16 protein-coding genes are annotated in these 18,848 nt (G+C 64.8%); 7 read left to right on the forward strand and 9 right to left on the reverse strand.

Translation table 11 applies throughout. The annotated features are described in order from the left end of the window. Positions 1 to 60: 60 nt before the first annotated feature. The gene (locus ACGYLI_RS10940) at positions 61 to 381 is read right to left on the reverse strand and encodes a DUF6280 family protein (protein ID WP_007120494.1); all 321 of its coding nucleotides are present in this window, start codon (positions 379 to 381) and stop codon (positions 61 to 63) included. Between the two features lie 221 nt (positions 382 to 602). Here ACGYLI_RS10940 and efp point away from each other — a divergent pair, with 221 nt between their 5' ends. Continuing rightward, positions 603 to 1,166, forward strand: coding sequence for an elongation factor P (efp, locus tag ACGYLI_RS10945; RefSeq protein WP_067265157.1), 564 nt, complete (start codon positions 603 to 605; stop codon positions 1,164 to 1,166). 85 nt (positions 1,167 to 1,251) lie between these two features. Here the strand turns inward: efp and ACGYLI_RS10950 are convergent, their stop codons facing one another. Beyond that, positions 1,252 to 1,998 (reverse strand): YgfZ/GcvT domain-containing protein, encoded by a 747-nt coding sequence (locus ACGYLI_RS10950; protein WP_394419198.1) that lies wholly within the window; start codon positions 1,996 to 1,998, stop codon positions 1,252 to 1,254. A gap of 64 nt (positions 1,999 to 2,062) precedes the next feature. Here ACGYLI_RS10950 and ACGYLI_RS10955 point away from each other — a divergent pair, with 64 nt between their 5' ends. After that, on the forward strand, positions 2,063 to 2,746 hold the full coding sequence (locus tag ACGYLI_RS10955; protein WP_394419199.1) for a TIGR04283 family arsenosugar biosynthesis glycosyltransferase: 684 nt from the start codon (positions 2,063 to 2,065) through the stop codon (positions 2,744 to 2,746). Positions 2,747 to 2,778: 32 nt separating this feature from the next. On the opposite strand, the gene ACGYLI_RS10960 is transcribed toward ACGYLI_RS10955, so the two are convergent. Next, entirely contained in the window at positions 2,779 to 4,635 is a 1,857-nt protein-coding gene (locus tag ACGYLI_RS10960) for an ABC transporter ATP-binding protein (protein WP_067265149.1), read from the reverse strand. A gap of 233 nt (positions 4,636 to 4,868) precedes the next feature. On the opposite strand from ACGYLI_RS10960, the gene ACGYLI_RS10965 reads away from it, so the two are divergent. Beyond that, positions 4,869 to 6,077: a pyridoxal-phosphate-dependent aminotransferase family protein gene (locus tag ACGYLI_RS10965; protein WP_394419200.1), complete on the forward strand. Its 1,209-nt coding sequence runs from the start codon at positions 4,869 to 4,871 to the stop codon at positions 6,075 to 6,077. Here ACGYLI_RS10965 and ACGYLI_RS10970 read toward each other — a convergent pair. Next, complete coding sequence (locus ACGYLI_RS10970; protein ID WP_394419201.1) at positions 6,074 to 7,177, reverse strand: pyridoxal phosphate-dependent aminotransferase; 1,104 nt, start codon at positions 7,175 to 7,177, stop codon at positions 6,074 to 6,076. The two genes, ACGYLI_RS10965 and ACGYLI_RS10970, sit on opposite strands and share 4 nt — an antisense overlap. Before the next feature lie 119 nt (positions 7,178 to 7,296). Between ACGYLI_RS10970 and ACGYLI_RS10975 the strand changes: the two genes are divergently transcribed. Continuing rightward, positions 7,297 to 8,088, forward strand: a complete 792-nt coding sequence (locus ACGYLI_RS10975) for a crotonase/enoyl-CoA hydratase family protein (RefSeq protein WP_394419202.1) — start codon at positions 7,297 to 7,299, stop codon at positions 8,086 to 8,088. A 210-nt stretch (positions 8,089 to 8,298) separates the two neighbouring features. Here ACGYLI_RS10975 and ACGYLI_RS10980 read toward each other — a convergent pair whose 3' ends face one another. Both ACGYLI_RS10980 and ACGYLI_RS10985 read right to left on the reverse strand, forming a co-directional pair. Then, positions 8,299 to 11,232: a valine--tRNA ligase gene (locus ACGYLI_RS10980; RefSeq protein ID WP_394419203.1), complete on the reverse strand. Its 2,934-nt coding sequence runs from the start codon at positions 11,230 to 11,232 to the stop codon at positions 8,299 to 8,301. Between the two features lie 91 nt (positions 11,233 to 11,323). Then, positions 11,324 to 11,764 (reverse strand): Lrp/AsnC family transcriptional regulator, encoded by a 441-nt coding sequence (locus ACGYLI_RS10985; RefSeq protein WP_394419204.1) that lies wholly within the window; start codon positions 11,762 to 11,764, stop codon positions 11,324 to 11,326. A gap of 100 nt (positions 11,765 to 11,864) precedes the next feature. On the opposite strand from ACGYLI_RS10985, the gene ACGYLI_RS10990 reads away from it, so the two are divergent. The 3 genes from ACGYLI_RS10990 to ACGYLI_RS11000 all read left to right on the forward strand — a co-directional run bounded on the left by ACGYLI_RS10990 (position 11,865) and on the right by ACGYLI_RS11000 (position 16,462). Continuing rightward, entirely contained in the window at positions 11,865 to 13,025 is a 1,161-nt protein-coding gene (locus tag ACGYLI_RS10990) for a type III PLP-dependent enzyme (protein ID WP_394419205.1), read from the forward strand. A 70-nt stretch (positions 13,026 to 13,095) separates the two neighbouring features. Further along, complete coding sequence (locus tag ACGYLI_RS10995) at positions 13,096 to 15,393, forward strand: xanthine dehydrogenase family protein molybdopterin-binding subunit (protein WP_394419206.1); 2,298 nt, start codon at positions 13,096 to 13,098, stop codon at positions 15,391 to 15,393. After that, positions 15,371 to 16,462, forward strand: a complete 1,092-nt coding sequence (locus ACGYLI_RS11000; protein ID WP_394419207.1) for a DUF2235 domain-containing protein — start codon at positions 15,371 to 15,373, stop codon at positions 16,460 to 16,462. The genes ACGYLI_RS10995 and ACGYLI_RS11000 overlap by 23 nt, the downstream gene beginning before the upstream one ends. Here the strand turns inward: ACGYLI_RS11000 and ACGYLI_RS11005 are convergent. From ACGYLI_RS11005 to ACGYLI_RS11015, 3 genes are all read right to left on the reverse strand, one after another. Continuing rightward, positions 16,459 to 16,845 (reverse strand): GFA family protein, encoded by a 387-nt coding sequence (locus ACGYLI_RS11005; protein WP_394400489.1) that lies wholly within the window; start codon positions 16,843 to 16,845, stop codon positions 16,459 to 16,461. The genes ACGYLI_RS11000 and ACGYLI_RS11005 overlap by 4 nt on opposite strands. Continuing rightward, positions 16,842 to 17,585 (reverse strand): rhomboid family intramembrane serine protease, encoded by a 744-nt coding sequence (locus ACGYLI_RS11010; RefSeq protein ID WP_271689547.1) that lies wholly within the window; start codon positions 17,583 to 17,585, stop codon positions 16,842 to 16,844. The genes ACGYLI_RS11005 and ACGYLI_RS11010 overlap by 4 nt, the downstream gene beginning before the upstream one ends. Before the next feature lie 85 nt (positions 17,586 to 17,670). Then, the gene (locus ACGYLI_RS11015) at positions 17,671 to 18,822 is read right to left on the reverse strand and encodes an amidohydrolase (protein WP_394419208.1); all 1,152 of its coding nucleotides are present in this window, start codon (positions 18,820 to 18,822) and stop codon (positions 17,671 to 17,673) included. Between the last annotated feature and the right edge of the window lie 26 nt (positions 18,823 to 18,848).

Consider the following 18,848-nt stretch of genomic DNA (forward strand, 5'->3'; position numbering starts at 1 on the left):
GCAGACACAAAAAAACGCAGCCCGAAGGCTGCGTCAATTGCGCCGCTTGGCGAGTATGTCTTAGGCGGCTTCGGCCTGAAGCGCGGCATTGCGGCGCTCGGATTCTTCACGCGAAAGGGCGACGGATGTCCGCACGCCTTTGCCGACGAATTCCATCAAACCTTCGACGACCCGCTCGTTGGGGTCGATACCGGCACAGCTCAGAACCTCGCGGCCATCGCGCGAGCGGGCCCAGCGGGCGATCTGTTCAGGACCGTTGCCATATTTCTTGTCATCGGCAATTGCGTCATCCAAAGCAGCTAGCACCACAGCAGCAAAGAGCTTGCGTGCGCGGTTGCCTTGCTCGTTGTTGAAAGCGGTGCCATCAACGAAATCTTTCATCTCGTCGTCCTTTCGATTATTCTTGCTCTTGTCATTCGGGCGTGGAGGCCCTTATGACGGATATCTTTTGATTCGGATACCTCTATTTAGCATATCTCCCATGCAGCTTGCGCATATCTAGTTGGTGTGGCAGCAGAGAATAACGCCTGCTTGCAGGGGACCATCCCTCCCGATATAGACCCGAACATCATATCATCAACCTTATGTCGTGGTTTTGTCACATGCCCAAGATTAACGGAAACGAGATCCGCCCCGGAAACGTCCTTGAACATAACGGTGGCCTCTGGGCGGCGGTGAAGGTCGATCACGTGAAGCCCGGCAAGGGCGGCGCCTTTGCCCAAGTCGAGATGCGCAACCTGCGCAACGGCTCCAAATTGAACGAACGCTTCCGTTCCGCCGACAAGGTCGAGCGCGTGCGTTTGGAGCAAAAAGACCAGCAATTTCTGTATGAAGACGACGGTATGCTGGTGGTGATGGACACTGAAACCTATGAGCAGGTGCAACTGCCTGCCGAGCTTTTGGGGGAGCGCCGCCCCTTCTTGCAGGACGGCATGATGATCGTGGTCGAATATCACGAGGAAGAGGCGCTGAACGCCTCGCTGCCGCAGAAGGTGACCTGCAAAGTGGCCGAGACCGAGCCGGTGGTGAAGGGCCAAACGGCGGCGAATTCCTTCAAGCCTGCCGTGCTCGACAACGGTGTGAAGATCACCGTGCCGCCCTTCGTGGGCCAAGACGAAGACATCGTCGTGAACACGGAAACCATGGAATATGTCGAACGCGCCTGACGCGACGTCATCTTTGGTAAAGGAGATCAGCCCCGGTTTTGCCGGGGCTTTTTGTTTCGCGGGGCCTTTCAGCGGCGCGCGGTGCTCAGGTCGCGGGGCCGGGCCAAGTGACCTCTGCACCTTCGGCCTGCATCGGGCCTTTGGCGCGGTCGAACCGCAGATGCGCCAAAGCCTGACCGCCCGCTTGGGTGTAAAGCGTGCCTGCGGGTTTGCCCTCTGCCGTGATTGCCGTGCCGGGGGCGGCGCTGCCGCTGACCTCGACCCGGGTCAGCCCTTTGCGCAACTCGGTCTTGTGTTTCATTCGGGCGGTCACCTCTTGGCCGACATAGCAGCCTTTGCGGAAATCCAGCCCGTTGATCCGATCAAACCCCGCCTCAAGAATAAAGGTATCGGGGGTGAGTTCGATCCCCGTCTCGGGGATCAGATGCGCCACGCGCAGAGCCTCCCAATCGGTAGCGTCCTCGGTTTGCGGGGTGTCGCGATAGGCGCGCCAGCCCATTTCGGGATGCCGCGGATCGGCTAGGGCGTCGTCGGGCGCAGGCCCGGTGCCGCGGTGCAGGTGCAGATCGCTGGGCGCGATCGTTACCTTGGCGCGCAGTTTGTACATCGACAGCCGCTGGGTCAGCATATCGCCAAGGCTTTCATCCACGTCCAGCAGAACGTCTTCGCCATCGGCGATCAGAAAGAAATCGGCCATATATTTGCCCTGCGGTGTCAGCAGGGCGGCATAGACCGGGCCTTGGTCCAGTTTGCCGACGTCATTGGTCACGATTCCTTGCAAAAAGTCGCGGGTGTCGGGGCCGGAGAGGCGCAGAATGCGGCGCGGGGTCATGCGTGTGTCCTTTGATTGCTGGCCATGACATATAACCTGTCAAAGCCATCCAAAAGGGGCAACCATGCGCGCGCCGATCTCTGTCGTCATTCCCAGCCTTAACGCGGCCACGGCGCTGCCCGCTTGCCTCGCCGCGCTCGTCGAAGGCTTGCAGGCCGGGCTGATCCGCGAGGTGATCTTGAGCGATGGCGGCTCCACGGATGGCACGCGTGCGCTGGCCGAAGGCTGGGGGGCTGAGGTCGTCTCGGGCGCGCCCTCGCGGGGCGGTCAGTTGCGGCGTGGGTGTGATGCAGCGCAGGGCGCATGGCTCTTGGTGCTGCACGCCGACACGGTGCTGGCCCCAGGCTGGAACGATGCGGTGCAGGATCACATGGTGCACAGGGCCGAAGGGGCGGGGTGGTTTCGGCTGCGCTTCGATCAGCGGGGGCTGGCGCCGCGTTTGGTCGCGGGCTGGGCGAACCTGCGCAGTGGTCTTGGCCTGCCCTATGGCGATCAGGGGTTGCTGTTGCCCCGCGCGCTTTATGACGCGGTGGGCGGCTATCCCGATCAGCCGCTGATGGAGGATGTGGCGCTCGCCCGCGCCCTGCGCGGTCGCTTGACCCGGCTCAATGGCGTCGCCGTGACCAGTGCCGAGAAATACCGCCGTCAGGGCTGGCTGCGCCGGGGCGGGCGCAACCTCTGGACGCTGGCGCGCTATGCGATGGGGGCCAGCCCCGAGGCGCTTGCCGAAAGCTACCGGCGTTCGTGAAAGGGGCGCGGGTTTCCCCACGCCCCGCGCATTCAGTTAAAGAACGCCGCGCCGATCCGCTGGAGCAGATTGGGCTGGCGCGCCCTTTCGCGGCGTTTCTTCGCGGAGAGGGCGCTGAGGCCGCGGGCGTCCGATACGGTCTTTCCGTCGCGATATTGCAGGCGGTAGAGGTCGGCATAGATGCCGCCGCGTTCCATCAATTCGTCATGGGTGCCCTCGTCGGTGACGCGGCCCCGGTCCATCACCACGATTTTATCCGCGCTGCGGATGGTCGACAGCCGGTGCGCGATGACGATGGTGGTGCGGCCCTTGGCGAGGCGATCGAGCGCATCCTGCACGACCTGTTCCGATTGCGCATCCAAGGCGCTGGTGGCTTCATCCAGCAGCAGGATCGGCGTGTCGCGCAGCAGGGCGCGGGCGATTACCACGCGCTGGCGCTGCCCGCCCGACAGGGCTGAACCGCGCGGCCCCACGCGGGTTTCCAGCCCCTGTTCCAACTGCGGCAGGAAGTCCGCCACATGGGCGGCTTTCAGCACCCGGTCGAGCTCTTCGTCGGTGACATTCTCGCGGCCCAGCACGATGTTCTCGCGCAGGGTTTCATCGAACAAAAGCGCCTCTTGCGTCACGACAGAGAAGAGGCCGCGCAGGTCCGGTATGGTCATCGCGCTGGTGTCGACCCCGCCGATCCGCACGCTGCCGCTTTGTGGATCCACCAGCCGGGTGAGCAGGTTGAAGATGGTCGATTTCCCCGCCCCCGAGGCGCCGACCAGTGCGGTCGTCTGGCCCGCTTTCGCGGTCAGGTCCAAGCCGTTCAACACCTTCGTGTCGCCATAGGAGAGCGAGACATCCGTCAGGGTCACATCGGGCGGGCCATCGGGCGCGGCCTGCGCTTTGTCCGGGCTGCGCAGATGCAGGGGCGCGTCGAGCAATTCCTTGATCCGTTCTAGCGCGGCGGCGGCCATCTGCCATAGGCCGCTGATCGCACCAAGGCGGCGCAGGGGGGAGAACATGAACCCCAGCGAGGTGAAGAAGGTCATGAACTCGCCAATGGTTTTGTTGCCCGCGATGATCTCGGACCCGCCGTAGACGATCACGGCCATGAAGCCGATGCCCGACATGATGTCGATCATCGCCGGGATCGCGGAGTTGCCAAAGGCGGCACGGACTTCGGTGCGGATGAAGGTGCGGGTCAACTCGCGGTATTGGCGTGCTTGGTAGTCTTCCAGCGCGTTGAGCTTGATTTGTACGATGCCGTGGAAAACCTCGTCCAACCGGGTCGAGAGGCTGGCCCCGATGTCGCGCGCCTCGCGGGAGCGGGCGCGGACGAAACGCTGGGCGATGGCGGCGGGCAGCACCATCAGCGGCACGCCGACCATCGCCAGAAGTGCCCAAATCGGGTCAATCGCGATGGCCACGCCCATGAGGATCACCAGCCCCACCAGATCGCGCCCCGCACCGGTGATCACCGCGCGCCAGACATCGCTGACCGCGTTCACATCCGATTGTACCCGCTGCACAAGAAAACCGGGCGGGTGGCTTTGGTGAAAAGCACCGTCTTGCTGCATCATCCGGTCGAGCAGGTCGATGCGCAGGTCCGCTGCCGTGCGCTGTGCCACGCGGGTCAGCAGCACCTTTTGCACCACCGTGGCGAGCGCCCGCAGCGCAAAGATCGCCACCAGCACCAGCCCGACCCAGACCAGCGCCCCGCGGTCACCACCGACGAAGACGCGGTCAAACATCGGCTCCATCAGTTTGGCCAGCACGCCCAGGGTGGAGCCTTCGATGATCATGAAGATCACCGCGATGGCCATCAGACCGGTGTGTTTCTTTAGATAGTCCCGCCAAAGCCAGCGCATCAACTGCGCGGAGGTGTAACTGTCATCATTCATACCGGTGCCTGATCCTTTTGGGCAGTCGGATCCCGTGTACGAAAGCCGCGCAGGCAGGGCAAGCCGTCGTGCAGGTCGGGCAAGGCGGGCAGGGGGTGGCCTGCGCGCGTGGAAGGGTGGCGCGGGGGCGCACCTTACCTAAGGTCTGATCGCGTGTTGACCCCGGCCTGCCGGGCAGTAAGCTGCGCCCGACCGTCCCCCGGTCACGCATTTTCAAAACGGCAGCCAATATCATGACAAAGCAGAATAAACTCGCCCCCGGTCGTTCGTACCTCGCCATTCCCGGCCCCTCGGTCATGCCCGACGCGGTGCTGAGCGCGATGCACCGCGCGGCCCCCAATATCTATGAAGGCGAGTTGGTCGAAATGATGCCTGCGCTGGCCGCTGACCTGAAGCGCGTGGCGCGTACAGATCGTCATGTGGCGATGTATATCAGCAACGGCCACGGCGCTTGGGAAGCCGCGCTGAGCAATGTCATAGCCCCCGGCGACCGGGTGTTGGTGCTGGCCACGGGGCGTTTCGGCCATGGCTGGGCCGAAATGGCAACGGGGCTGGGGGCGGAGGTGGATATCCTCGATTTTGGCCGCAACGCGCCTGTCGATCTCGCGCAGGTGGCCGAGCGTTTGAAGGCCGACAGCGGCCACCAGATCAAGGCGGTGATGGCGGTTCATGTGGATACCTCAAGCTCGGTCCGCAACGATGTGCCGGGCCTGCGCCGCCTGTTGGACGAGGCGGGCCACCCCGCGCTCTTGATGGCCGATTGCATCGCGTCATTGGGCTGTGAGCGCTTTGAGATGGACGCTTGGGGTGTCGATGTCATGGTGACCGCTTCGCAAAAGGGGCTGATGGTGCCGCCGGGCATGGCCTTCGTCTTTTTCAACGACCGGGCCGAGGGAGCCCGTGCGCGTCTGCCCCGCGTGAGCCGCTATTGGGACTGGTCGCCGCGCGCCCATGCGCAGGAGTTTTATCAATACCACGGCGGCACGGCACCGACGCATCACCTCTACGGCCTGCGCGCCGCCCTCGATATCATCCATGAAGAAGGGATCGAGCAGGTCTGGCAGCGCCATGAAACGCTGGCCCGCGCGGTTTGGGCGGCCTGCGAGGCGTGGTCGGCTGAGGGCAGCCTGCGGTTCAACATCGAAGACCGCGCCCTGCGCAGCCATGCCGTCACCGCGCTGCGGCTGCAAGCGCCCCATGCGACCGAGTTGCGCGATTGGGTGCAGGGCAATCTCGGCCTGACACTGGGCGTGGGGCTGGGCATGGCCCTGCCGGGGGAGCCCGCGTGGCACGGGTTCTTCCGCCTTGGCCATATGGGCCATGTGAACGGCCATATGATCATGGGGCTGCTTGGCGGGATCGAAGCCGGGCTTTCGGCGCTGAAAATCGACCACGGCCCGGGCGCCTTGCAAGCGGCGGCGGAGGTGATCGGCGGGGCTTAGGCCCCGCGCGCGTCCGCTAAGGCTTCGGGCAAGGCGGCGGCGAAGTGATCCAGCTCCTCCGCCGTGCTGCAACTGATGCGGATGCAGCGGTTTTGCGGGGCGGCAAAGGGCATCCGCACGAAGATCCCCCGCGCCACCAGCGCGTCGAGTACCGCCTTGGCGAAGGCACCATCGCGGCCACAGTCGACGGCGACGAAATTGGCGGCAGAGGGAAGGGTGCTGAGCCCGTTTTCTTCGGCGATTTGGGCGATCCGGCGGCGCGCCTCGGCGATCTTAGTCTGAACCTCTTTCAGGTAGCTCTGATCCTGCACCGCCGCCAAAGCCCCCGCCTGCGCCGCGCGGTTTAAGCCAAAGTGATTGCGGACCTTGTGAAAGGCGGTGATCAACTCGGGCGCGGCGATGGCATAGCCGATCCGCGCCCCGGCAAGGCCGTAGGCTTTGGAGAAAGTGCGCATCCGGATCACCCGCGGGTCATCGGCGGAAAGTTCGGGCGCTGTGCCCTCGGGGGCGCATTCGATATAGGCTTCATCCAGCAATAGCAGGCTGCCTTGGGGCAGGTCGTCGAGCGCGCGTGCCAGTGCCGCGCCCTCATGCCAAGTGCCCATCGGGTTGTCGGGATTGGCGAGGTAGACGAGCTTGGCGTCGACCTCCGCCGCCTTGGCGAAAAGCGCCGCCGGGTCTTCGTGATCGTCGCGGTAGGGCACCTTGTGCAGCACGCCGCCAAAGCCCGTGACGTGGTAGTTGAAGGTTGGGTAAGCCCCTTCGGAGGTCACCACCGCATCGCCTTCGCCCACCAGCAGACGGACGAGATAGCCCAGCAGCCCGTCGATGCCTTCGCCGACGATGATGTTTTCGGGCGCGATGCCGTGCAACTCGGCCAGCGCCGCGCACAACTCCACGCTTTCGGAATCGCCGTATTTCCACATCTCGGTCTCTGCCATTGCCGTGATGGCGCGGGGCGAGGGGCCAAAGACGTTTTCATTGGCGCCAAGCCGCGCTTTGAAGGGGCGGCCAAGGCTCCGCTCCTGCGCTTCGGGGCCCACGAAGGGGACATTGGCGGGCAGGCGTTGGGCGAGGGGGGTGAGGCGTGCATATGTCATGCGCCAAGGTGTAGGGGCGGGCCCGTAAGAGGGCAAGTGCCGCAGCACCTGCCGCCACGTTTTGCTGGTGCCGCGCGGTGATCTGCGCTGAACTGCGCCAAACATTCAGGAGAACAGCCATGCCCCGCGTCGCCACCCGGATCGAAGACCATATCGCCCATGTGACCCTCACCCGCGCCGACAAGATGAACGCGGTGGATGATGAGATGATCGAGGCGATCATCGCGGCAGGGCAGGAGGTTGCGGCTTCGGACGCCCGGGTGGTGTTGCTCTCGGGCGAGGGCAAAGGCTTTTGCGCGGGCATTGATATTGGCGGGCTCTCGGGGATGCTGGGGCAGGATGTCGAGGCATTGATCATGCCGCGCAGCCATGGCGAAGGCACGACGAACAAATGGCAAGAGGTGTCGATGGTTTGGCACCGTTTGGAAATCCCGGTCATCGCGGCGCTGCATGGGGTGGTTTTCGGCGCCGGGATGCAGCTGGCGCTTGGGGCGGATATTCGGATTGCCGCGCCGGATACGAAGCTCGCTGTGATGGAGATGAAATGGGGCATCGTGCCGGATATGGGCGGCATGGTGCTGCTGCCGCGTCTGGTGCGCTCGGATGTGTTGCGGCGGTTGACCTATACCGCCGCGCCGGTGGAGGCCGCGCAGGCGGAGCGTTGGGGGCTGGTGACGGAAGTCGCCGATGATCCGCAGGCGGCCGCGCACGAACTGGCGCAGGTGATCGCGGGCAAAGGGCCGAATGCGATCCGCACGGCGAAGCGGTTGATCGGATATGCGGAGACGGGCGCATCGGATGCGGATGTGCTCTTGGCCGAGTCGCGTGAGCAGGCGGCGCTGTTGGGCAAGACCGAGCAGATGGAGGTGATCGCGGCGGAGTTCGGCAAACGGCCCGCGGTGTTCAAGTAAGTCGGCAAGCGCGGCATTTGCGTTGCGCCTGACAGCCCGGAATCAAGGCCGCAAGGCCGCCGGGCAGCGCCAGACCGCCCGGACGGGCTGGCGCTTCGGCAATCGAAGTGCATTCCTGTGATCTCGTCGCCAACCCAGCGGCGATAAACTGCCCAACTGCCCCCTTTGCAGCGCCATCCCGCGGTCTGGCGCTGCCCGGCTTTGTTGGTCTCAGCCCAGTTCCGCCAGCCGGTCCAGTGCGGCCTGCAATTGGTCCGCCTCTTCCTGACGTGCCGCGAGGTTCGCCTGCGCTTCAGCCACGACCTCTTCCGGCGCAGAGGCGGCGAACTTGGGGTTGTTCAAACGCCCCTTCAGCCCACCGATCTCCTTGCCCAGCTTGTCGAGCGACTTTTGCAAACGCGCCTTCTCGGCGTCGATGTCGATCAGGCCTGCGAGCGGCAGGCCGAAGCTCGCCCCCGGGGCCGCGATCGAGACGGTGCCTTTCGGGAAGCTTTCGCTCCGCTCAAGGCTCTCGACCCGCGCCAGACGTTTGATCATCACCTCGTTGCGGTCCCAAGCGCCTTGTGCCGCCTCGTCCATCTCGGTCACCAGCATCGGCACCTTCAGCCCGGCGGGCACATGCATCTGCTGACGCGCGGAGCGGATGCTCTCGATCAGGCCGATCACCCAGTTAAGCTCCCGGTCCGCGTCGGCATCGAGCAGATCGGCGGTGGTGTAGGCGGGCCAATCGGTGAGGGCCAGCAGTTCATCGCGCTTGGCGGTGGTCTGCCAAAGTTCCTCGGTGATGAAGGGCATGATCGGATGCAGCAGGATCAGGCATTGCTCCAGCACCCAGGCCATGGTGGCGCGGGTTTCCGCAGCCTCGGGCGCGTCGTCCTGCAACAGAGGCTTCGACAGCTCCACGTACCAGTCGCAGACCTTGCCCCAGACAAAGGCGTAAAGCGCATTGGCCGCGTCGTTGAAGCGGAAGTTGCCGAGTGCGGCATCGACCTCCTCGCGCACTCGGGCGGTCTCGCCCACGATCCATTTGTTCAGCGTCGCGGTGGGCTGGGGCATCCCGGCGGGCATGGCCTCGAAGACGCCGTTCATCTCGGCGAAGCGATGCGCGTTCCACAGCTTGGTGCCGAAGTTGCGATAGCCCGCGATGCGCTGCGTCGAGAGCTTCAGGTCGCGTCCCATGGCGGCCATCGACGTCAGGGTGAAGCGCACGGCGTCGGCGCCGTAGTCGTCGATCAGCTCCAGCGGGTCGAGCACATTGCCCAAGCTCTTCGACATCTTCTTGCCCTTCTCGTCGCGCACCAGCGCGTGGACATAGACGGTGTCGAAGGGTTTTTGGTCGACCACGGCATATTGCATCATCATCATCCGGGCGACCCAGAAGAAGATGATGTCGAAACCGGTGACCAGCACGGAGGTGGGGAAGTATTTTTCCAGCTCAGCGGTTTGCTCGGGCCAGCCAAGCGTGCCGATGGGCCAGAGGCCGGAGGAGAACCACGTGTCGAGCACATCAGGATCGCGGCGCAGGGTCTTGCCGGGGGCCATGGCCTGCGCCTCTTCCTCGGTCGGCGCGCAATATTCGTTGCCCTCGTCGTCGAACCAAACCGGAATCTGATGTCCCCACCACAACTGGCGCGAGATGCACCAAGGCTCGATGTTCTCCAGCCAGTGGAAATAGACCTTGCGGTCCTGCTCGGGCAGAATAGTGACTTCGCCCGAGCGCACCGCATCGATAGCGGGCTGTACGATCTTGTCGGTGGCGACGAACCATTGGTCGGTCAGCATCGGCTCGATCACCACCTTGGAGCGGTCGCCGAAGGGCTGCATGATCTTCTTGGCCTCGACGAGCGGCACAAGGTTCTCTTCCTCGGTGCGCATCTCGCCGCCCTCGCCGGGCTCTACGGGGGCCTTCTTGGCGGCGCGGCCAAGGCGGGGATCGGTCGCCTCGGTCATCACGGCAAGCCCCTCGGCGGTCACGTCCTCGACCACGCGCTTGCGGGCCTCGAAACGATCCAAGCCGCGGTAGGCGTCCGGCACCAGGTTGATCTCGGTCGCGTCCTCGGGGGCGGCTTCGGAGCCCTCGGCGATGGCCTGCGCGCGGGCGGCGGCCTCTTCGTAGGGCAGGCCATCGGCGCGCATCCGGCCTTGGGTGTCCATCAGCGCGTAAAGCGGGATGCCGTTGCGCTTGGCCACGCCGTAGTCGTTGAAGTCATGCGCGCCGGTGATCTTCACCGCGCCCGAGCCGAAGTTCTTGTCGGGGTATTCATCGGTGATGATCGGAATGAGGCGGCGTTGCTCTTTCGGGCCAACGGGAATTTCGCAAAGTTTCCCGATGATTGAGGCGTAACGCTCATCCGATGGATGAACTGCAACAGCACCGTCGCCCAGCATGGTTTCGGGCCGGGTGGTGGCGATGGAGATATAGTCGCGCTCTTCCTCAAAGAGCACGTTGCCGTCCTCGTCGCGCTCGACATAGGTATAGGTTTCACCCCCCGCCAGCGGGTATTTAAAATGCCACATGTGGCCGTCGACCTCGGTGCTCTCGACCTCGAGGTCGGAGATCGCGGTCTCGAAATGCGGATCCCAGTTGACCAGCCGCTTGCCGCGGTAGATCAGCCCCTTGTTGTACATGTCCACGAAGACCTTGATCACGGCGTCGTGGAAGTTGCCCTCTTCGCCCTCGGGCGCACCGGGCGCGCCAGACATGGTGAAGGCGTTGCGCGACCAGTCGCAAGAGGCGCCCAGACGGCGCAGCTGGTCGATGATCGTGCCGCCGGATTTCTGCTTTTGCTCCCAGACCTTGGCGGTGAAGGCCTCGCGCCCCAGCTCGCGACGGCCCGGCTGGCCGGTGGCGGCCAACTCGCGTTCCACCACCATCTGCGTGGCGATGCCCGCGTGGTCTTGGCCGGGCTGCCAGAGGGTGTCGAAACCCTGCATCCGGTGCCAGCGCACGAGGATATCTTGCAGTGTGTTGTTGAACGCATGGCCCATGTGCAGCGAGCCGGTGACATTCGGCGGCGGGATCATCACCGAGAAATGCGCGTCCCGCTGCGCATTCGCGCCCGCTTTGAACGCGCCCTTGGTCTCCCAATCGGCGTAGATGCGGCTTTCGGCCTCAGCGGCGTTGAAGGTCTTTTCGAGTGCCATGGTCATGATCCCTTTTGTTGCGCCCCGTTTAGCGCTCTGGCGCGGTAAGGGAAAGACCCCTGACAGGGGGGGGGAGGCGCGGGGGCAGGGCTTAGCCGCTGCGGTCGATCTTGGTGCTGAGGTGGATCAGGCTCTCACTGCCCTTGACGCCGCGGGTCTCGCCGATGCGGTCTAGGGTCTCGTCCAACTCCTGCGTGGTTTGCGCCGCGATCTGCACCAGCAGGTCAAAGCGGCCCGAGGTGGTGTGCACCACTTGCACCGCAGGCAGGCTGCGCAGCCGCGCCAAGACCGCGGGGCCTGCGCGCAGCTCGATATTGACCAGCGCCGTGGCATGTAGCGGCGCGCGGGCCGCTTCGCCCAAACGCAGCGTATAGCCGAGGATGGCGCCGCAGCGTTCCAACCGTTCCAGCCGGGCTTGAACGGTGGTGCGGGCAAGGCCCAGACCGCGCGCCAGATCGGCGACCGGCTGGCGGGCATTGGATTGCAGCGCCGCGATCAAAGCGCGGTCGGCATCGTCAAGTTGTGCTGTCATGTCGTCACTTCGCCCAAAGTTCGCATCACTTTAGGCGGTATGACACGATGAATCGACCGAAATCCGCGCTTCACTGGGGAAAAGCAGTGAAGAGGCCCCCATGCAGCATATCGCCCCCCTTTCCGATAGTCCCGCCGCCTATTTGGCGAAACACAGCCCCGATAGGCCGGTGTTGTTTCTGGCCCCTTCAGTGCTGCAAGCCACCGCGCGGCGGTTTCAGGCGGATTTCGACGGGCTGGTGACCTATGCGGTAAAGGCCAACGACCGGGCGGAGGTGCTGTCGAACCTTGTCGCGGCAGGGATCACCACCTTCGATGTCGCCTCCCCGGCAGAGATGGCGGCGGTGCGGGCGGTCTGCCCGCAGGCGGTGCTGCATTACAACAACCCCGTGCGCTCGACCTCCGAGGTGGAGGCCGGGATCGCGGCGCGGGTCTATAGCTGGTCGGTCGACGACATGTCGGAACTGGCCAAGCTGCGCGACGTGCCGCGCGACAATGAGGTGGCGGTGCGTTTCGCCTTGCCGGTGAAGGGCGCGGCCTATGACTTCGGCTCGAAATTCGGCGCGGCCCCTGAAGAGGCGGCGGCGCTTTTGCGCGCTGTGGTCGAGATGGGGTTCACGCCGTCGATGTGTTTCCACCCCGGCACGCAGTGCAACGATCCGCAGGCTTGGGTGCAATATGTCCATGCGGCGGCGGATATTCTGCGCATGGCCGGTGTCTCGATCGACCGGTTGAACATCGGCGGGGGCTTCGCCGTGGACCGCGGATTTGATGCGCCAGACCACCGAGCCGTCTTCGCCGCCGTCAAAGCGGCGCTGGCCGAGAGCTTTGGCGCGGATGCGCCTGCGCTGCTCTGCGAGCCGGGCCGGGCGATGGTGGCCGATGCCGCCGTGCTGGCCACCCGCATCAAAGGGATGCGCAACGACGGGCGCACCGTCTTTCTGAACGATGGTATCTATGGCGGGCTGCCCGATCTGCGCGACATGGGGCTTTCGGGGCTCATCGATGTGGTCGGCCCTGATGGCACGCGGCGTCAGGGGGCAGCCAAGCCGCGCGTGGTCTTCGGCCCGACCTGCGATTCGCTGGACCGTCTGCCCGATGGGCTGCCGCTGCCCGAAGATGCGCAGACCGGGGATTACCTCCTGTTCGGCGGCATGGGGGCCTATTCCATCGCCATGTCGACCGCCTTTAATGGCTATGGGTTGGCGGGGGTGACGCTGGTCTCAAGCCTTGAAGGCGCGCTTATCCGCAAGGCGGCCTGAGCCTCTGGACACTGGCGACGCGCCCGCTACTGTTGCGCTGAAAGAGGCAAGGCAGCAGGGGCGGCGTCAGATGGAGAAGTTCGGGAAAAGCCAGCCGGTCAAACGGGTGGAAGACCACCGCTTCCTGACCGGTGCGGGCCGCTATGTCGATGATATCGCCCCCGCCGAGGCGCTGCATGGCGTCTTTTTCCGCGCGCCCGTGGCCCATGGGGTGATCACTGAGTTGGACGTAGATGAGGCCCGCGCGGCGGATGGCGTGCATCTGGTGCTGACCTGCGCCGATCTGGAAGCGGCGGGGATGAATATCGCTCTGCCCCATACGGTCGTCGACAACCGCGATGGCAGCAAAGGCGCGGCGCCGTTGCGCCCGATGCTGGCCAAGGACCGCGTGCGCTATGTGGGCGAGCCGGTGGCGCTGGTGGTGGCCGAAAGTTTGCAACAGGCCCGCGATGCAGCGGAGATGATCCTTTTCGACGCCGACGATCTGCCCGCCAAGATGGATGTCGCCCCGGGCGGTGAGACCCTGCACGCAGAAGCCCCCGACAACCGCGCCTTTGACTGGCATATGGGCGATGAGGCCAAGGTTGAGGCGGCTTTTGCCAAGGCCGCCCATCGCGTCAAGTTGGAGGTCGGGGACAACCGCATCATCGTCAACTCCATGGAGCCGCGGGGCTGCTATGCAGAATGGACCGAGGGCCGCTTGCATGTGGCGCTGGGCGGGCAGGGCGTCTGGGCGCACAAGGGGTTTCTAACCAAAGCCTTCGGCCTGCCCGAAGACGCGGTGCGCGTCACCAATCCCGATGTCGGCGGCGGTTTCGGCATGAAGGCGATGACCTACCCGGAGTATTTCTGCGTGGCCCAAGCCGGGCGGGCCTTGGGCCGTCCGGTGCGCTGGATGTCAGAGCGGACCGAAGCCATGCTCACCGACAACGGCGGGCGTGATCTGGTGTCTTGGGCCGAGTTTGCCTTTGACGAAAACCACAAGATTACCGCCTACCGTGTCGATACGCGCTGCAACCTTGGGGCTTATAACAGCCAGTTCGGCCAGCCGATCCAGTCGCAGCTCTTCTCCAAGGTCTTGATGGGCGTCTATGACGTGCAGGACACCTATCTGCATGTCGAAGGGTTCTACACCAACACCGTGCAAGTCGACGCCTATCGCGGGGCCGGACGGCCTGAGGCGATCTATGTGCTGGAGCGGTTGATGGACCGCGCCGCGCGGGAGTTGGGCGTCGATCCTTGGGAGTTGCGGCGGATCAACTTCATCAAGCCTGAGCAATTCCCCTATACCACTGCCACGGGCGAGCTTTACGACGTGGGCGATTTCGCGCGGCTGCTGGCTCGGGTGGGGCAAGAGGCCGACCGCGACGGTTTTGCCGCGCGGCGGGCGGCGGATGCCAAACGCGGCCTGCTGCGCGGGCAGGGGCTGTGTTACTATATCGAGAGCATTCTGGGCGACCCCTCCGAAGGGGCCAAAGTGGTTTTCGAGGGCGATGGCCGGGTGACGATCTATGTCGGCACCCAAAGCAATGGGCAGGGGCATGAGACGGTCTATGCGCAGTTCCTCTCGGACCAGACTGGCATCCCCGCCGAGCGGATCGACGTGGTGCAGGGCGATAGCGACCTGATCAAGAAGGGCGGCGGCACCGGCGGCTCACGCTCGGTCACCACGCAGAACACGGCGACCTTGGCCACCGTGGCGAAGATCACCGAAGTCTTCACCGCGTTTCTGGCCGAAGAGTTGGGCGTCGCTGCTGCGGATATCACTTTTGACGACGAAAGCTTTCGCGCGGAAGGGTCGAACATTAGCCCGACCATGCTGGAGGTTGCCGAGATGGCCCGCGCCAAGGGCCGCGACGATCTGCTCAGCCACCATGAACGCGCAAGCCTGCCGGGGCGCAGCTATCCCAACGGGGCGCATGTGGCCGAGGTGGTGATCGACCCCGAGACCGGGGTGGTGACGCTTGACCGCTACACGGTGGTCGATGATTTCGGCAATCTGATCAACCCGATGCTGGCCGAGGGGCAGGTCCATGGCGGGGTGGCGCAGGGCATTGGCCAAGCGGTGCAGGAGCGGGTGGTCTATGATGAGGACGGCCAGCTTTTGACCGCCACCTTCATGGATTACGCCATGCCCCGCGCGGCGGACCTGCCGATGATCTCTTTCACATCCGAACCGGTGCCCTCCACGGCCAATGTCATGGGCATGAAGGGCTGCGGGGAGGCGGGCACCGTCGGTGCCTTGGCCGCGGTGTCGAATGCGGTGCAGGATGCCCTTTGGGAACGCGGCGTGCGGCAGGCGGATATGCCGTTTACCCCGCACCGGGTCTGGGAGATGCTGCAAGGTGCCGCAATCGCAGCCGAGTAAAACCCTGTTCCAACGGCTCTTCGGGCGGTTCTGGCGGCGGCCTGAAAGCGACTTCGGCCCGCGCCGGGGGGCGGTGACCCATGTTATCATCCTCGACGGGACCATGTCCTCGCTCGAACTGGGGCGCGAGACCAATGCGGGCATTGCCTATGGCCTCTGTCGCGAGATGGGCAGCGCCCTGTCGATTTATTACGAGCCGGGGCTGCAATGGCGCGATTGGCGCAGCGCTTTGGATGTGATCTTGGGCCGCGGGATCAACCGGCAAATCCGCCGTGCCTATGGTTATCTCGCCTCGCGCTACCGACCCGGAGATCGGATTTTCCTGCTGGGCTATTCGCGCGGTGGCTATGCGGTGCGCTCGCTCGCCGGGGTGATCGAGCGTGTGGGGCTTCTGCGCGCCGAGGTGGCGACAGAGCGTAACATCCGCGATGTTTACCGCCATTACGAGGCGCATCATCTGAGCAAGGCGGGCGAACTCTTTGCACGGGCCAACTGCCACCCCGAGGTAGAGATCGAGGCAATCGGCGTTTGGGACACGGTCAAATCGCTGGGCCTCAACGCGCCGTTGTTCTGGCGGTTCTCGCAGCCGCTGCACATGTTCCACAACCATGACCTGAGCCGTAATGTGAAGAACGGCTTTCAGGCACTTGCGCTCAACGAAACCCGCGTCGCCTATGCCCCGGTGCTATGGACCACCCCCGAGGGCTATGACGGGCGGCTGGAACAGGTCTGGTTCCCCGGCACCCATGGCGACGTGGGCGGCCAGTTGGGCGGGCATGAGGCCGCGCGCCCCTTGGCCAATATCCCGCTGGTCTGGCTGCTATCGCGGATGGAGGACAGCGGCCTGCCGCTGCCCGCAGGCTGGGCCACGCGGTTCGATCAAGACCCCGCCGCGCCCTCCATCGGGCGCTGGCGCGGCTATGGCAAGATGCTGGTGACCCGCCGCCGCCGGGTGGTGGGCGCGGATCCGTCCGAGCGGCTGCACGACAGCGTGGAGCAGCGCCGCGAACAAGCCGCGCCGCAACCGGGGCTGCTGGCCCGGATGCAGGGGGTGATTTCCAGCCTCTAACCGGGGTCGCGGTCCGAAGGGTGGTTGATGCCATCGCTATAGGGCAGCGGTTCCATCTCCCAAGGCAAGACCCCTTCGATCGCACCAAGGTTCACGCCGCATTCATCGGGGTTCGAGCGGCGGCGGTGGTGGGTGTAGATGCCGCAGGTCTTACAGAAGTAGTGCTGTGCGGTATGCGTGCCCCAAGTGTAGAGCGTGAGGTTCTCCGCCCCTTTCAACACGGTCACCGTCTCGGCCGGTGCCGTTACCGTGGCGGCGGCGCGGCGGCAGCAAAAGGAGCAGGTGCAGCGCGCGGCCGAGGCCAGACCGCGCGGAAACAGCGCTTCGATCACCACGGCTCCGCAGTGGCACGAGGCGCGGCGGGTTTCGGAGGTTTCGGTCATTTGCGTCTCACTTTCGGAATGCGACTTTCGCTCAGGTCATAGTCTGCGGCGGCATGGGGCGGATGGCCGTGGGTCTGCCGCCAAAAGGCAAAGCCGCCCCGCCGCAGCCAGAGCGGCAGGGTTAGAACCAGCCCCGCGATGAACCCGCCCGCATGGGCCCAATAGGCCACCCCGCCGGTGCCCGGTGTGGCCCCAATCCCGCCGATGAACTGCATGCCGAACCACAGGCCCAGCATGATCCACGCAGGGATTGCGAAGATGCGGAAGAACACGATGAAGATCACCAAAATGTCGACCTTGGCGCGCGGGAAGAGCAGCAGGTAGCCCCCCATCACCCCCGCGATCGCGCCTGAGGCTCCGACCATGGGCACCCATGAGAGCGGTTCTGTCACGACTTGGCCCAGACCCGCGGCGATGCCGCAGGCAAGGTAGAACAGCAGATAGCGACCATGGCCCATCTCATCTTCGACATTGTCGCCGAAGATCCACAAAAACAGCATGTTACCCGCCAGATGCATCCAGCCGCCATGCAGGAATTGCGAGGTGATAAGGCCGAAATACCCCTCCCCATGGCTCAGCCGCGCGGGCAGCAGGGCGTAGCTGTAGTAAAACTCGGCCAAGGCACGCTCATCCGCCATCAGCGACAGGGAAGACAGGAACACGCCAATGTTCAGCGCCATCAGCGCATAGGTGACGAAGGGCGTTCGGCCCGAGGGGTTGTGATCGCGGATCGGGAACATGCGGGCCAGCCTTTGCCAAGTCGTCCGCAGCGTCAAGCGGCGCGGGGGATCTTCATGACCTTAGCTGCGCCCGCGGGGGCTTCTGTCAAGCGGAACCGAGCAAATCCCGCGCGATCCGCTCAAAAATACCGGCGCCCACGGAGATCAGATCGTCGGGGAAATCGTAATCGGGGTTGTGCAGGGCGGCATAGCCCTCGCCGGGGCCGAGGCAGAGCATCGCGGCCTTGGCATCGCGCCCGAACAGGCCGAAATCCTCGGAGGCGCGCATCGGTAGGTTTTTCTGCCCGTGTGACACGCCGAGCGCGTCCATCGCCGCGGCGGCGATCGCGTAGGCGTCGGGGTGGTTGATGGAGGCGGCGAAATGGTCCGATTCCGCGAAAGCTGCCGTCAGCCCATGGACCTCGGTCACGCGGGCGACTTCGGCGTGCAAGGCCGCTTCGATCTCGGCCAGCGCATCGTCGCGGGTGCTGCGTAGGGTGGCATAAAGCGCGGCTTCGCCCGGGGCGACGCCAAAGGTCGGCTCACCCATGCGCAGGTGGGTGAGGGTGACGAGGCGGAAGTCATCATCAAGCGGCCCGCCGGGGCCGAGCGCTTGCAGCGCCGGGATCAATTCGGCCAGCGCAGGCGCAGGGGAGGTGCCGTCTTCGGGGCTGGCGGCATGGGCGGTCTTGCCGTGCAGGGTGAGGGAGATGCCTTTTGAGGCGCAGTTGATCAGCGCGGGCGCGGTGTCGACATGGCCAAAGGGGCGGCCCGGCTCGACATGGATGGCAAAGGCGTAATCGGCAGCGATCTCGGCATAGGCGGGATCGTTCACCACCGCCCGCGCGCCGCTGCCATCCTCCTCGGCCGGTTGGAACATCAGCACCACGCGGCCCTTTGCGACGGGGCGGCGCGCGATCATCCGACCGAGCGCCAAGAGCATGGTCATATGACCGTCGTGGCCGCAGACGTGGGACTTGCCCGGCACCTTAGAGACCCAAGGAATGTCATGTTCCTCGGGGATCGGCAGGGCGTCGAGTTCCGCGCGGAAGAGCACCGTGGGGCCGGGCGCATCGCTGTCGAAAACCGCCGCCACCCCATGTCCGCCAAGGCCGGTGAGGATGCGCGTAGGCGCGAGCTTTTCCAGTTCCGCCGCGATGGTCCGGGCGGTTTCCACTTCCTCGCCCGAGATCTCGGGGTATTGGTGGAGCGCCCTGCGAAACTGCGTCAACTCTTCAATATCGCGGTTCGTCAGCATGGCGCTCCCCCTAATTGCGCGGCCCG

Origin of the sequence: Sulfitobacter sp. 1A13421, assembly GCF_043557285.1 — a bacterium.
In the GTDB taxonomy this organism is placed as follows: Bacteria; Pseudomonadota; Alphaproteobacteria; order Rhodobacterales; family Rhodobacteraceae; genus Sulfitobacter; species Sulfitobacter faviae.